The organism is Pseudooceanicola nanhaiensis, from assembly GCF_020171315.1.
Classification (GTDB): domain Bacteria; phylum Pseudomonadota; class Alphaproteobacteria; order Rhodobacterales; family Rhodobacteraceae; genus Pseudooceanicola; species Pseudooceanicola nanhaiensis_A.
In genome coordinates, this window is the sequence record NZ_JAIUZP010000004.1 from 566,287 (window position 1) to 580,758 (window position 14,472).

11 protein-coding genes are annotated in these 14,472 nt (G+C 62.8%); 2 read left to right on the forward strand and 9 right to left on the reverse strand.

What is annotated here, in order from left to right; genetic code table 11:
• The first annotated feature begins 558 nt into the window (after positions 1–558).
• A complete protein-coding gene (locus LCM32_RS07560) occupies positions 559–1,638 on the forward strand; it encodes a helix-turn-helix transcriptional regulator (RefSeq protein ID WP_224820438.1) in 1,080 nt (359 codons plus the stop codon).
• A gap of 241 nt (positions 1,639–1,879) precedes the next feature.
• Here the strand turns inward: LCM32_RS07560 and LCM32_RS07565 are convergent, their stop codons facing one another.
• The 4 genes from LCM32_RS07565 to LCM32_RS07580 all read right to left on the reverse strand — a co-directional run bounded on the left by LCM32_RS07565 (position 1,880) and on the right by LCM32_RS07580 (position 8,366).
• Positions 1,880–3,928, reverse strand: coding sequence for a calcium-binding protein (locus LCM32_RS07565; protein ID WP_224820439.1), 2,049 nt, complete (start codon positions 3,926–3,928; stop codon positions 1,880–1,882).
• Between the two features lie 281 nt (positions 3,929–4,209).
• Positions 4,210–5,541: an HlyD family type I secretion periplasmic adaptor subunit gene (locus LCM32_RS07570; protein WP_224820440.1), complete on the reverse strand. Its 1,332-nt coding sequence runs from the start codon at positions 5,539–5,541 to the stop codon at positions 4,210–4,212.
• Positions 5,541–7,286 (reverse strand): type I secretion system permease/ATPase, encoded by a 1,746-nt coding sequence (locus tag LCM32_RS07575; protein ID WP_224820441.1) that lies wholly within the window; start codon positions 7,284–7,286, stop codon positions 5,541–5,543. Before LCM32_RS07575 ends, LCM32_RS07570 begins: the two co-directional genes overlap by 1 nt.
• 705 nt (positions 7,287–7,991) lie before the next feature.
• Positions 7,992–8,366: a thermonuclease family protein gene (locus LCM32_RS07580; RefSeq protein WP_224820442.1), complete on the reverse strand. Its 375-nt coding sequence runs from the start codon at positions 8,364–8,366 to the stop codon at positions 7,992–7,994.
• A 623-nt stretch (positions 8,367–8,989) separates the two neighbouring features.
• On the opposite strand from LCM32_RS07580, the gene LCM32_RS07585 reads away from it, so the two are divergent.
• Positions 8,990–10,486 (forward strand): tyrosine-type recombinase/integrase, encoded by a 1,497-nt coding sequence (locus LCM32_RS07585; protein ID WP_224820443.1) that lies wholly within the window; start codon positions 8,990–8,992, stop codon positions 10,484–10,486.
• 927 nt (positions 10,487–11,413) lie between these two features.
• Here LCM32_RS07585 and LCM32_RS07590 read toward each other — a convergent pair.
• The 5 genes from LCM32_RS07590 to LCM32_RS07610 all read right to left on the reverse strand — a co-directional run bounded on the left by LCM32_RS07590 (position 11,414) and on the right by LCM32_RS07610 (position 14,433).
• The gene (locus LCM32_RS07590; RefSeq protein ID WP_224820444.1) at positions 11,414–12,235 is read right to left on the reverse strand and encodes a transglutaminase-like domain-containing protein; all 822 of its coding nucleotides are present in this window, start codon (positions 12,233–12,235) and stop codon (positions 11,414–11,416) included.
• A 51-nt stretch (positions 12,236–12,286) separates the two neighbouring features.
• On the reverse strand, positions 12,287–12,466 hold the full coding sequence (locus LCM32_RS07595; protein WP_224820445.1) for a hypothetical protein: 180 nt from the start codon (positions 12,464–12,466) through the stop codon (positions 12,287–12,289).
• A 398-nt stretch (positions 12,467–12,864) separates the two neighbouring features.
• Positions 12,865–13,092 (reverse strand): DUF982 domain-containing protein, encoded by a 228-nt coding sequence (locus LCM32_RS07600; protein WP_263618113.1) that lies wholly within the window; start codon positions 13,090–13,092, stop codon positions 12,865–12,867.
• 138 nt (positions 13,093–13,230) lie between these two features.
• Positions 13,231–13,437, reverse strand: a complete 207-nt coding sequence (locus LCM32_RS07605; protein ID WP_222492738.1) for a cold-shock protein — start codon at positions 13,435–13,437, stop codon at positions 13,231–13,233.
• A gap of 627 nt (positions 13,438–14,064) precedes the next feature.
• Positions 14,065–14,433 (reverse strand): hypothetical protein, encoded by a 369-nt coding sequence (locus tag LCM32_RS07610; RefSeq protein WP_224820446.1) that lies wholly within the window; start codon positions 14,431–14,433, stop codon positions 14,065–14,067.
• Positions 14,434–14,472: the final 39 nt, after the last annotated feature.

Genomic DNA, 14,472 nt, shown 5'->3' on the forward strand with positions numbered 1-14,472 from the left:
AAGCCCCGTCCCCTGCCCTGCGCTCTTCGGAAGCGCCGGGTTGGGGGGCGGGGCCTTCTGATGCGCGACAGGGGGGAAGTAGCGCCCGATCGGCGGTCTGCGTGACCACCCCCCCCGGTGCCACCCGCCCTGTGCAGTGCCCTGCGGCAGCACCTCCGGAAATCAGGGCGACGGGAAAATATTCCAATCAATGGCACATTTCAGGGACACACCCCCACCCCGCCCAAAGCCATCCGAAGCTGCAGCGCAGCATGGCGAAAACGCCCGAAATGCCCCCTCAGCCCCCCGGCCGGACGCGCATCAGCGTCGATTTGCGCGCCCCTGACCATGTTGAGACCCGTCAATGACCCCCACCCGCCCGGGGTCTACTGTGATTCTATATTAACTAATTTTATGATTATTTAGAAAGACTTACACATGACCCCAAAAAGCGCACCGCAGATTTCCACCTGTCGGTGTATCGCCCAAACCGGGTTCGCCTTTAACGCGTTAACGCCCATCAGGCCCCCAGCCCCCGCTGGGGCGCCGCGAGGGGTCAGAGGGACTAAAGAGGGTGCCATGCAGCATTCCAGCATTACCGACCACCGCGCTCAATTTGAGAACGATTTCCTTCGCGTCTTTCAGAGCAGCGCCGGCCTCGATGCCGTGCTCATGGGATATTTCGACGGGACCACGCGCAAGTTCACGGAAACCTGGACCGCCTGTTCAGCTGACGACAAGCTGCAGCTTCTGCGGACCGCCTCCACCCGGCTTGCGACCTTCGCCGCGATCACGGAGCCCGATCCCAGCCTGTTCCGGAAAGCGCAGCGCGACACCCGCGATGCCACGGTGGACGCGGCCCGGGACGCCGGGCAATGCGTGATCCTGCGCGCGGGCTCCTGTCACATCTGGCTCGGGCGGCAGATCGCCGGGCTGTTTCCCGTGATGGCCTTCCGGGCCGGTCCCGGCAACCGTTCGTCCAGCCAACGGGCGCTGCTGCGGGTCGGCATGGCCCATGTGACCCAGGCCCTTGGCCGGCATGTCTATTCCCGCCCCGTCTGGTCCGATGAACTGGTCGAGGCGACGCTGAAAATGCTGTCGATCGAATTCTTCGTGGTCGGCCCGGCGGGCGAGATCCACCTCGACGGCCGGTCTGGCCGCAGCACCGAAAGGGGCCGTCGCTGGCTGGTGCACAACGAACGCCTGAGCCTGCGCAACGATTGCGAACGCGCGGCACTGGCGCAGGCCATTGCAACGGCCTGTTCCGAGCGGCGCGGCGCGATCGTGTCCGTCACGACCGACGAGGGCGAGTTGAGCCTTGCCGCAGTCGCGCCCTTCGGCCAGGAAAATGCCCCGCGGGCGATCATCCTCTTTGAAAGCCCGCACACCGACTACTATGCGCTGCGCGAACACTTCTTCCGCGCCTTCGGCCTGACCCGTTCGGAATCGGCCGTGGCCCATGAACTGCTGAGCGGCAAGACCCCGGCCGAGACGAGCGAGGCCACCGGCCTGTCGATATCGACGGTGCGCAGCTACCTGAAGACGATCTTCGACAAGACCGGCGCGCATCGGCAAAGCGAGTTGATCTCGCTCTACTACCGGTCGATCCTGCCTGTCGGGCAGCGGATCGCCAGCTCCAAGTCCCAACCCCTGACCTAAAAAAGGCTCCGTCGCCTGCGCGCGGAGCCTACCCCCCTTCCCTGATAAATCCTGCCCTTAAATCCTGTCCTGAGGCCGCGCCCTTGCGCGGTCCCGCTTGGCGTGCGCGCTTCGCGCCAACGGCGTGCGCCCGGTTCGAATGTCGCCCCGGGCGCAGACAAGGAGAAGGGGCGCACCGGTGGGTGGTGCGCCCCTTCCTGTTCGCCGGGTCAGGACCTCGCCCGACACCGAGGCATCCGGATCAGCTTTCGGCCAGAAGGTCGATGATCAGGGTACCGTTCGAGATCGAGACGTTTGCGTCCTGCTCGACGAACTGGTCGGCAATCTCCAGTTCCGTGGTGTTGATGGTGGTATTGCCGACCGGGTCGGTGGACAGGGTGTGGAGGCAAAGGAAGTTCACCAGCTCCGGGCCGGAGCATTCCACACTTGCCCGATCCGGCGCGCAGTCCGGAAGCTCGACACAGACATCCTCGAAGGTGATGATGCCCTTGCCGTCGCCGTCGATCCCGGTTTCGAGCAGGAAGTCGATCAGCTTGGACTCGTCGAAGTACGGGTCCGTCGGGTCGATGCCTTCAAGCTCGTTCACCAGGCCGACAACCAGGACCGAGCCACCGAGGCTCGAGCTGATGAGCACGTCATCGCCCGAGATGGAGGCGGACAGGGTCCCTTCGAAGGCGGTGCCGAAGACCACGCGGTCCTGCTGGTCGCCGTCGAAGTCGGTGATGACGTTATCGCCGATTACGGTGTCGATGACACAGTCGTCGTCGCAGCCGATGCCATGGCCGAAGACGAAGTCGTCCCCGTCCGCGCCGCCGGTCAGCGTGTCGTTGCCCGCATCCGCGATCAGGACGTCGCTGTCCTTGCCGCCGTAGAGGACATCGTTGCCGGCACCGCCCAGAAGGGTGTCGTCGCCGCCGCCGGTCTGGCCGGTGTCACCGCAGAGCGTGTCGTTGCCGAGGTTGCCATAGAGGAAGTCATTGCCATCGCCACCGTCCAGCTTGTCGTTGCCGCGACCGCCGTCGAGCGTATCGCAACCCTCGTCGCCGTAGAGCTTGTCACTAGCGCCACCGCCATCAAGGCAGTCATCGCCTTCGCCGCCTTTCAGCGTGTCGCGACCCGCGCCACCCGCCATGATGTCGTTGCCTTCATCGCCGCAGAGCAGGTCCTTGCCACCACCGCCTTGGATGTGGTCTTCGCCGGTACCACCGGAAACGGTGTCGGCTCCGCTGCCACCCGCCAGGGTGTCGTTACCGGACTGACCCGCAATGAAGTCGTTCCCGGCATCACCGACCGCGACGTCGTCGTCTTCACCGGCAAAGATGCAGTCATCGCCATCACCGCCGGAGATCGCATCGCTGGCTTCGCCCTGTGCGGGCTGACCATCGGCGTTGTCACCGTAGATCGTGTCGTTGCCGCCTTCGCCAAGGATGCAGTCGGCGTTGTCGTTGCCTTCGATGATGTCGTCGCCTTCACCGCCGGCGATCACGTCGTCATCGGCGCCGCCCTGGATGTTGTCGTCGCCGTCACCACCCGAGATGTAGTCCTCGCCACGCTGGCCAAGCAGAACGTCGTCACCGGTTCCGCCATACATGGCGTCGTTACCGTGGTAGCCACGCATGGTGTCGGCACCGCTGCCGCCGCTCATGAGGTCATTGCCCGAGCCACCGTTCATGTAGTCGTTCCCGGCGTTGCCCGCCATCACGTCATTGCCCGAGTAGCCATAGAGCGTATCGTCGCCCTCGCCGCCGGTCATGAAGTCACAGCCCTTGCCGCCCGACATCCAGTCGTCGCCGGCCTGGCCTGCCATACAGTCGTCGCCGTCGTTGCCATAGAGCTTGTCGTTGCCGGAACCGCCGAGGACGCCGTCGGCATCTTCGCCGCCGTCCGCGACGTCATCGCCAGTCCCGCCGATGAGCAGGTCATTGCCGCAATCACCGTCCATCCGGTCATCGCCGCCGCCGCCCGCCAGCACGTCGTTGCCATCGCCGCCGCTCAGTTCGTCGGCATAGCCCGGCGCACCCAGCTCGTCGCCGAGCAGGATGTCGTTGCCATCGCCACCGAAGAGATAGTCCTCGCCGCCATCGCCACGAATGAAGTCGTCGCCTTCATCGCCGAGAATGGCATTGGTGTTCTCGTTGCCGGCGATATGGTCATCGCCATCGAGGCCGCGGCCACGGTTCACGCCGGGGATGTCCTTGAAGTCGCCATCATCGGTGTTCGGCGTACCGCCGAGCCACGTACCGGGCCCCGCAAGAGCCCACGCCTCTTCCCAAGTTTTCGTCACAGCCATTGTCTTGATCCTCAAAAATAGTTTGCCTTGAAAATCCGCATCAGGCCGCCCAAGCCGGCGTCCCTGCGGGGCTCATCTGGCCCGGCACTCCTCCCGGAACCTGCCCCTATTCAGCCACGACGCCGACTCGCCCGACACCCCAATTTGGGGGTGAAATCCGGGGTAAATTCATTGATTTTAAAGGATAAACGCAAAACGCCACCTCCCTGCCGATCAGGGAGGTGGCGCCTGTTCGCGTCACGATTGCAAGCTGTTCGGAGACCGCCCCCGGGGCGTGCGGATCAGCGCATCGCGGTGTCGAAATACTGCGTCAGAGGTGCCGTGAGATAGGCCAGCGGCGAATGCAGGCCGGTGCGGATGAAGGCATCGACCGGCAGGCCGGGCAGCACCAGCTGGTGGGCCGGCAGTTTCGCGAGCTCTGCCTTCGGCAGCTCGATCTCGGCGCGGTAGTACGACCGGCGCGACTGCTCGTCGGTGAAGGCATCCGGCGACAGCCGGGTCACCCGGCCGTGGAGGTCGGGCATCATGCGCTGATCCACCGCGCGCAGGCGCAGGATCACGTCCTGATCCAGATGCACGTCGCTGATGTTGATCGGGTTCACCTCCGCCTCGATGACGAGGGGACGATCCTGCGGCACGATGAAGAGCAGCGGCTGCGCCGGGCGGATGACGGATTGCGGCCCGTTCACCGCGAGGCCATAGACCACGCCCGACACGGGGGCCCGGATCTCCATCCGCTCCAGTTGCGTCAGAAGCGTCTCGCGGCGCTGATGGGTCTGCACTTCGCTGACGTTCATGTCGCGCAGCGTGGTGATCGCATCCTCGCGCAGCTGGCTGCGGGAGCGCAGGATCTCGATGCGGATTTCGGCGATACGCTCTTCGGCCTGGGCGCGCTGTGCGATGGCCTGGCCCATCATGCCGGTCAACCGCGCCCCTTCCCGGCGCAGGTTCAGCACCCGCGACCCCTGCGCAAGCCCCCGGTCCAGCAGCCCCTGCTGAACCTCGGTCTCGCTCTTGGTCAGCTCCAGCTGCTCGGTGATGGACTCGCGCTGCGCGTCGATCCCGGTGATCTGCTTTTCAAGCTGCGAGCGCTGCGCCTCGTACTGCACGATGGACTGCCGGAGGTTGTCCATCCGCGCCTCGAAGAGACGCTCCTGCCCGCCGACCAGCGCCGCCACCTCGGGCCGCGTGGCGGCCACCTCCAGCAGCACCGGGTCGAAGCTCACGCCCTGCGCATCGTCGCGTTCCGCTTCCAGCCGGCCCCGACGCGCCATGATCTCGTAAAGCTGGCTCTCGGTAACGGCCAGTTCCGACTGCACCAGACGGGGGTCGAGCCGGATCAGCACATCCCCTGCCTCGACGCGGTCCCCCTCCTTGATCAGCACATCCGCGACGATCCCGCCGTCGAGATGCTGCACGGCCTGCCGGTTCCGGTCCACGATCACCCGGCCCGGCGCCAGCACGGCGCCGTCGATGTTGGTGCCCACGGCCCAGGCGCCCAGCCCGAAGACCAGCACGCCGACGGCCAGCGTGCCCACCAGGGCGACCCGCAGGATGGGGAAGCCGCCCGTTTCGGTGTCCTTTGCCGCGTCCTGTTTCGCGTCCTGTCCCATCACGCCAGCCCCGCGTTTGCTGTGGCAGTGGCCTTGCGGATCACCTGCACGTTGGAAAGCATCTTGGACATGACCTCTTCGCGCGGACCCCAGGCCCGCAGCTGGCCGTCCTCGATCACGAGAACCTTGTCGCATTCCTTGATGGCCGAGGGCCGGTGCGCCATGACGAGGACGACATTGCCGCGCTCCTTCATGTCGCAGATCGCCTGGTTCAGCGCGCGGGAGCCCTCGTTGTCGAGGTTCGAGTTCGGCTCATCGAGGATCAGAAGCACCGGATCCCCGAAGAGCGCCCGGGCCAGGCCGATACGCTGGATCTGGCCGCCCGACAGCTCGGTGCTGACGCTGCGGATCGGGGTGTTGTAACCCTGCGGCAGGTGCAGGATCATGTCATGCGCCGCCGCCCGGCGCGCCGCATCGATCACCTGATCCGAGTCATAGTCGAACTGTAGCCGGGCGATGTTCTCGGCAATCGTGCCGTCGAAGAGACTGACACGCTGCGGCAGGTAGCCGATGTAATGCGCCAGCTTTTCCGGATGGTACTGCGAGATCGGCGCCCCATCGAGGCGGATCTTGCCTGCGTTCAGCGGCCAGACGCCGGTCAGCGCCCGGGCCAGCGTGGACTTGCCCGCCCCGCTCGGCCCGATGACGGCCACGGCTTCGCCCGGCTCCACGCTGAAGCTGATCTGGCGCAGCGTCGGGACAGAGCCGCGCGGCGGCACCACGGTGATGCCCTGCACCTCCAGTTTGCCCCGCGGACGGGGCAGATCGAGCTGGCGGCCCTCGACGGGCACATCGCTCAGCAGCGTCACGATGTTCTCCTGCGCGCGGCGGGCGCGCTGCACCTGCGGCCACTGGTTCACGATCGTCTCCACCGGCTGCAGGGCGCGGCCCAGCAGGATGGAGCTTGCAATCATCACACCCGGCCCGATCTCGCCGCGCAGGACGAGGTAGGCCCCGAGGCCCAGCATCGCGGATTGCAGGAAGAGCCGGAACACCCGCGACAGGGTCGAGAAGCTGCCGCCGAGGTCCGAGGCCCGCAGGTTGAGGCTCAGCGCCCGCGCCCGCGACTTGGCCCATTTCTCGAAGGCATGGGTCTGCATCCCGAGGCTGCGGATGGTCTCGGCCTCGTTGCGCAGCTCGTCCGCGTAGCGGTCGGAGACATAGCCCGAGACGGCGGCCTTCACGGAGGGCACTTTGGTCGTCAGCTGGTTCATCAGGGCCGAGAGCAGCAGCACCGTCCCCCCGAAGGCCGCGAAGAGCCCCAGCCAGGGGTGGATGAGGCCGATGCCCAGCAGGAAGACAGGCGCCCAGGGGGCATCGAAGAGCGCGGTAAAGACCGGAGAGGCGTAGAAGCGGTGCAGCGCCTCGAGGTCCTTGAGCTGCTGGCCGGAGCCGGTGCTCTCGTTCACGCTCTTGTCCACCACCGAGTAGCGCAGCATGGCGTCGAACACGCGCCGGTCGAGCCGATGCTGGAAGCGCGCGCCCAGCCGGGCCATGATCCGCCCCCGCGTCCAGTCGACGAGGCCAAGCACGAGGAACAGGAACGCCATCAGGGCCATCAGCGTGATCAGCGTGGGCTCCGACCGTGAGGTCAGCACGCGATCATAGGTCTGAAGCATGAAGAGCGGCCCCGTCAGCATCAGCAGGTTCACGAAGATGCTGAAGAGCCCTGCGAGCAGAAACAGCCCCAGAAGCTGCCTGCGGGTGTCGCGCAGTTCCGCGATCCCCGAATACTTGTCCGACATTGTCTACCCCCCTTGCGTGCCTCGGCAGCGTACGACCGTACAAAGGTCGCATCGGCCGTACGTGCCGGGCTTTTATGCTTGCTTCCGCGGCCGACCCTTGCCGTGCCGCCCGCAGCCGGGACACGCCCGGAAAAATGCATTTCGATCTGTTATCCACAAAGATTAGGACTCGACCGACCCTTTTTCATTGACGAATGCCATCGCAGAGGCAAAATGCGCGCCGCCCGGATCGTCGGCCCGCAAGTTGTTAATTTTAAATTAAGAATTCTGTTTTCCGGCGAGAGTCGCCATTGGACCCGACCTGCCGGTCAGGTCGCGAAAGTCGCACCAATGGACAGCTTTCAACAGCTTTGTCCACATATTCGAAACTCGTCTGAGTCTGCATTTTTCGGCCTGCACAGCCGGGGATTCGCCCCGTCGAGACGGGGCCAGCCCAAGAGCGGCGACAGCGCGCTCGAACAGCGTTCGATGTGGTACCCGCGGCCAGAACCATTCTTTCGTTAAAAATCATTCATCTAGCACGCAACCTGCGTAAATCATGCGAAAAACAGACCTACGAAGCTGTCACCTTACCTGCTGCAGCGCCGTCGCCTATCATCTGCCGCGCGATTCGTGACCTCCTCCAACGTCTCAACGCAGCCGTGCGGCGCCCGATGCGTCCGGCCCAGAGCGATGGGGCAGACTCTCCCGCCAACCACATGCCTCTCAGCCACACCAAGGCTCCCGACGACCGACCCAACGACGCACCAGTCCCTCGCGCACTAGCAACTCGCCGACGTCGCGACCATCGACAAAGACACGTGCCAGCGTGCGACCGTACCGATCTTCCCCCTCGCGCTCGACCCGCATTTCGCCGTTCAGCAAGTCAGCCAGACGATCCCGCGCCTCTCTAGCTTGCAGCGCTTCTTGGCTGCACTTCGGAGAGAACAATTCTGGAGCATCAATGCTGAGCAGCCGGATTTTCTCCCGCTCAAACCAGATAGTGTCGCCATCGACAACGCAAGAGATGCGCTTTCCATGCTCGGGGCAGATCGGCATCGAAACTGCAGGCCCAGCAAGGCATACGAGCAATGTAATCATTGGAAAATGCATCAAATTGCCTCGTCCGGAAGCGCGACACTAAGGCCGCGCGCTGAGCGCCGCGCATCCTCTTCAGATCACCTTCGCAGACGGCGGGCTCCACTTGCACCCAACCGCTATCCCTTTCACCGCCAGTGATCAAGCTTGCGGTCTGACAATGAACACCGCCTTCGGAGCCTTTCAGGTTGGCCACCGTCGTGCACCCTTACGGGCCTATTCCGCAGATTTCTGTGTCGGATTCGGTCACGAGTTGCCTTGGCATTGGAGGCGCATTGCTTCGAATGGGCCGATAACCGTTTGTTAACGATTTCGCATGTACCCTTTGGCGACAGATAGGAGCGCCATGATGAAGAGCACAGTGTCTTTGAGCGACGTTTTATCAGACTATATCAGCCGGTACGGGCTCACCGAAATGGCCAGACGGTTTTTCCTTGAACGAGCGGAGGAAGAAGCCGCATCCGAGGGATGGGACTGCGCGCGAGAGCAAGACAAGCGCTCTTCAGAATGACTCTGCGAGTCAACTCGTGGGGCGAGATTGGGCGGCAGGCCTGTCGTTTTTGGGCGGGACGGTTGAGCCCGGCCGTGTGAGACTGCCCTGACTGGGGGCGCCTGGGAGGCATGCCATGAAGTCTCTGCCGACCCTTTCCGAGCTCGTTCCCCCCGGTGCCGTTCAGGCTATCGAAGCGTGCCCGTTTGCCAACGAAGCGGCCATTTCGGCGCTTCGATATCGTGAGGCTCCCTATTGGCACTCTCTTCTCCGGTGCCGACATCTAGGCATTCACCGACCCGACAGTCGAATATGCAACTGGACCGCTCGCATACTGACCAAGGACAAGCGATATATCCAGAAGTGTTTGGGCCCCGCCTTGAACCACGGACGCGGGCAGGTCGCCTTCGATTTAGCCGTGGAGCGCGCGTTTGCTTGGTTCGAGCAGTCCGACGTGCAGAAGATCGCAAACGAGCCTAAGCCGCTCGGTCGAACCAGAGAGATCAGCATTTGCCCCATCGGGGAAGTCTACACGGTGGGCCACGCATTGCGCGACTACACCGATTGGACCCGCTTGGCGCGCTCTCCTGGTGGCCACTACAACAACCTTGTCCTCATCAACCACCACCTAATCCCCAGCTTCGCGCACCTGCCTCTCGAAGAATTCGATGCAGGCCATGTCTTGGCGCTTGCCAAGCAGGTGATCGAGACGCCGCCACGTTTCGGCTTCATGCCCTACTCCTCACGACAGGAGGTACAAGAGTTGTCCGTCGATGTTGTCCGGAGGCGAAAGCGGACATTCAACTCCCTGCTCAGCATCTTGCGGATGGCATTTCGGCACGCATGGGACAACAGCCGCATCCAGTCTGAGAGGCCTTGGCGCTGCCTCCATCGGATTCCTGTGGTGCACTCCCCCCGCACAATCTTTCTTACTCGCGATGAATGCCAAAGATTGCTTGAGGCATGCACCCCTGCACTTACGAAACTTGTACTCGCAGCGCTCTACACGGGCTGCCGGGTCGGCGAACTGGGTGCCCTTCGTGTCGACGATGTCGGCCGGCAGGGTTTTGGAATTAGGGTTGGAGCCTTCAAAACGGGTCCTGCAAGGTTTGTCTTTCTACCAGACGAGGGCATGGCCTTCTTTCTCGCATGTTGCGAGGGCAAGCAGGATCGCGACCCCGTCTTCACGTCTGACATGGGACGGGTCTGGAGGCGCCAACACGGGAACCTCTTCAGGCGAGCGGTCTCCGAGGCGCACCTGCCCAAGTCTTTTGTGTTTCATGGCCTACGCCACACCTATGCCAGTGATCTGGTTCGCGCAGGCGTCCCGCTGGAAGTTGTCGCCAAGCAGCTCGGACATGCGAATACGATCACGGTCAGCAACACCTACGGGCATCTTTCCGAGCAATTTAGAGAGGAACAAATTCGCACTCGCTTCTCCCCCCTGAGCCAAGCACATCGAGCGCTAGCAGTTGATAACCGCTCGGACCTCGAGCACCTGTGGCATTCGTTCCAGCGGAACGACTGGCGCGACTATGCACAGGTTGAGAGCAAAGGCTTGCAGGCGAGACAGGCATTTGCGCGAGGAAACCCTGAAATCATCCAGCTATTCGGTCGCCTAACTGCAGGATAACGGAACTAGGCGCGCCTGTTAGGGGTGCGGGCGAGGAGCCGCAGCTACGCCGGTGAAAGTCAATTTTTGGTTCGAAGAACCTGCTTCTCAACCAATTGGCCAAGTTCAAACGTACAGTGCGGGAAGCGGCCGATTGATTGACCGTCCTAGTCCGGAAGGCCAAGCGCAGTAAGCGGACCACGGTGCAGGACACGCAAGCTTTACACTTCCGGCCCAAAGCTGCAGTTCGCCCGCCTCTCATCCCCCCAACACACATCCCCAAGACCGGACGTTCCGCGAACGCGCAGCATTTCTTCGCCAGCGAAGGTCCGCAGTGCAGGGCAGTCCGGAGGTTCGCTCAGCGATTGCGAGCCCAGGGAATGGCTCACTGATGAACCGTCTTCCCGGGGTGTTCAGTTCTCAGCGCGGAAGCCTGTTTAACCGTCAGCACGCGCACCTGAAAATGGCGGGCAGACTAAACCCGGAGCGCGGCAGCCAGTCGAAGGGCTCCGTGCCCAAAATCAATGAAGCGGCGAGGAATCCCCCTCGCCGCTTCACCTCCCGGTAAGCGTTGCAGCAGAGCCGACAACTACATCACGCACTTGCCCGCACTCCGGCGTCTCACCGAAAGACGCTTCGCCCGACAGGGCGGATTCGTGCTATTCTTGGATGCCCCTTGGCAGGGCGTCGCGTTCATCCGAAACACCGTCATGCGCTATGCCCTCCAACAGATCTCCCCAGCTCAGACGCGGAAAGGTTTCGTTTCGGGGCTCCTGGGTAGGATGATGATCGCTCAGGTGCGGGGCCTTGCGGTCTCTCATATGTCTTTCCTTTCATCTATGGATGGGCTGGTTCCGGCGGGCGATCTGCCCGGCGGTTCATTCGGGTTTGCATGTGCGCTGCAGCGCGCCTGAGACGCCTGACACCGGGCCGGTCTTGGTCACGGCGTCAGGACAGCTGATCCGAAACCACTTCGAATCCGACGAGCTGATTTGCCCCGAAGGTATGAATCATAGGGACGTCCGAAGCATCGCGGCCGCGCGCAACGAGCACCCGACCAATACGGGGCGTGTTGTTTCTCGGATCGAACACCCACCAGGCGCCATCCAGCCAGACTTCCATCCAGGCAGAGAAATCGCCCGGTTCATGGGGCGGTTCGATCCCGATATCACCCAAATAGCCGGTGCAGTAACGCGCGGGAATGTTCATGCAGCGGCAAAAGGTGATGGCCAGATGCGCATAATCGCGACACACGCCCTTACCTTCGGCATAAGCTTGGGTGGCGCTGCGCGTCGCGCGCGCGCTAGCATAGTCAAAACGGATGTGATCGTGCACGAAGTCGCAAATTGCCTGCACCCGCGCGCCCCCATGGGGAGTGTTCTCGAAGAGACGCCAGGCGACTTCCGACAGAAGATCGGTCTCGCAATAACGGCTGCCAAGCAGAAACTGTATCACCTCGTTTGGTAGGGCTTCGACGGGTTGCTCCCCGATTTTTGTCGCCTGCACGTCGGGAGCACCGCAATCTGAGATGATCGTGCGCGTACCGATACGGAACTCGCCGGCCGGCGCCACGAGACGCACGCACCAGTTGCCGAAACTGTCGTGATAGGCACTGAGCGGGACCGTCGGCCAGGTACCGATGAGGTCAGGTCCCTCAAGGTCATGAATTCGCGTGGCGTGGACGTTCAGAATCGCGATCATCGGCGTCGCCTGAGGCAACAGAAACCGGAAGTCGCAGCCCAGCTGGATGCGTATGTTCTGTTTCAACATGGTTTGGCCGATCTTATACGAAGGTCCGGTGGGAGGGCGCCAGCAGCAGAGCTATTTTTGCCGGTCAAGCCGCGACCAGGCCTTGCGGAATTCAGCACCTTCCGGCGCGTAAGACGTGTCGAAAATCGAATTCCGAGGTTCTTTCGCGGCCACTTTCGCAGGCCGTGAAGCGGCCGGCTTGGTTTGCCCTGCCGTTTTGCCCTTGGGGGTATCGTTGACGTTGCGTTTCATCGAGCGGCGTCCTTTCCAGAACCGAATGCGCGCGCGCAGTACAGCCGTCCAGGCGAAGCGGCGGTCGTCGGGCGGGCGCACAAAATAGTCAAAACGGCGAGACAGATGGAGCGGAACACATCGCAGGTCGGGGGATGTTCCGTCGGTCGCGGAATGATCTTGCCTAACATCAAGCCGCATTCCTGAGTACTTATATGGGCCTTCCTGGAAGGATTGCGAGTCAATTCGGGGTGCATGCTCGACAAAAGATGCTGCCCCTCAAGCGACCGCGCCAGCCCGTTCCGGTCCCTGCGCGCGCAACGCATCGCAGGACCGCTCTCCTCCGCCCGGAGCGGGATCGCAGTCCCGCGCGGCCCACCCCGGCGGGGCCACGTCGGATATTTGAACGCTGCCGACGTTCAGCCTTCCTTGCGATCGACGCGGAAACCGGCGGTGATCGCGGCACTGACAAAGGCACGACGGGCCTCTGCAACCGGCACAAGACAGTTCATGGCCGCCTCGACCAGCGCGATGGCCGCATCGCGTTTGCGATCCGCCAGGGGCCATTTCCTGCGAAGCCAGTGATCGGCCTGTTCAATCGTCGAGAATTTCTGTTTGTCCCCCTGCGGGGAAAGGACGAGCGTCATCGGACGCCCCCAAGTGACTTCCATCATGTGAAAATTTTCCGATAAATAGTTTCTTCTGCAACGCATTGCCGTTGCGGAAATAGAAAAGGGGTGGGACCGGAAGCCCGGCCCCACCCCTTCTTAATCTTGGCTGCGTGCTTACGCGAGCGCGAGGTTGGTCGCGGATTCGCGACCATCACGACCAGATTCGACGTCGAAGGTCACAACCTGGCCGTCGGCCAGCTGGCTGAGGCCCGAACGCTCGAGTGCGGAGATGTGCACGAAGATGTCCTTCGAACCGGTTTCCGGTGCGATGAAGCCGAAGCCTTTAGTGCTGTTGAACCATTTCACGGTGCCTTTGGCCATCGTGAGAACTCCTAGATATAATACCACCCACAGGATGCAGTGGCCCGGCTCAGTGTCGACATAGGATCAACTGAGGCCGCTAGGAGACAGATGTTCGAAGGAAGAAGCTTTGCAGTTGTGTGTGTGCAACTATTCAGGCGCAAAAGCAAGGGCTATGTTTCCGGGCCGCCGCGCAACGAGGTCTGAAAAGACTTTGCTCTTCGCAGCTGTTGCCATTCAGAACTTGCCCTGTTCGGCATCGGTTCCACCCTAACAAGGCCGCGTGACGCACGCCCAGGACCGTGCCGGTGTCCAGTGTAAGTGTGAAAGAGCATTGCAATAGCCACCACGCCGGAGGAAGAGCCAGAGAGGATGGTCTTAATTGCCGGCTCCAGGCCTGTGCTACCGTACCAACGGTGCGAGGGCGCAGGGCAGCTTTTTTAGCCGGGACCAGCCATCCTATATGCCTGTCACCAAGGCCCGCTTCGGGCCGGCGACTCCAGTCAGACGAGGCGTCCCCCTCCTGAGTGTCATGTCCACTACCTGCGCACTGCCGCCGTTCATGACTTGCACAGCGAATGACCGCTCACCGCCCATTAGAGCACGGCCTGTCCGAGATGGGCTGGCCAGTTGCTAAGAGGGCACCCGCTAGGCTGCGGTATCAGCCTCTCCGCTCACCCAGCCCACACGCTCCATGGCCTCAAGCACGAAGCGCTCGGCAAGTCGATCAAGGACGCCATCCCCCGGCACGAGCCAGGCAATCGCTTCCGGCACGCTCTCGCGGGCATAGGCGATCGCCTCGGCCTTCAGCGCGTCGAGGCCACCGCCTGTCCCTTTTCCGAGCGCTGCCTTCGCCCCCGTCATCAACGCCGAATGAAGCGCGTCGCGATGCACAGCGTCGATTTCAACACCCGCCTTCACTTTGATGTAGGCGGCAGCGCCGTTGATGACCCACGTCAGGAGTGCCCCGAAGAGCGCGAGAAGCGAGGGTGTGAGAAGGGCCAGAAGGTCGTTCATGAGTTCGTCCTTTCGAGGTGCGCCGGCGGCGCGTGGGGG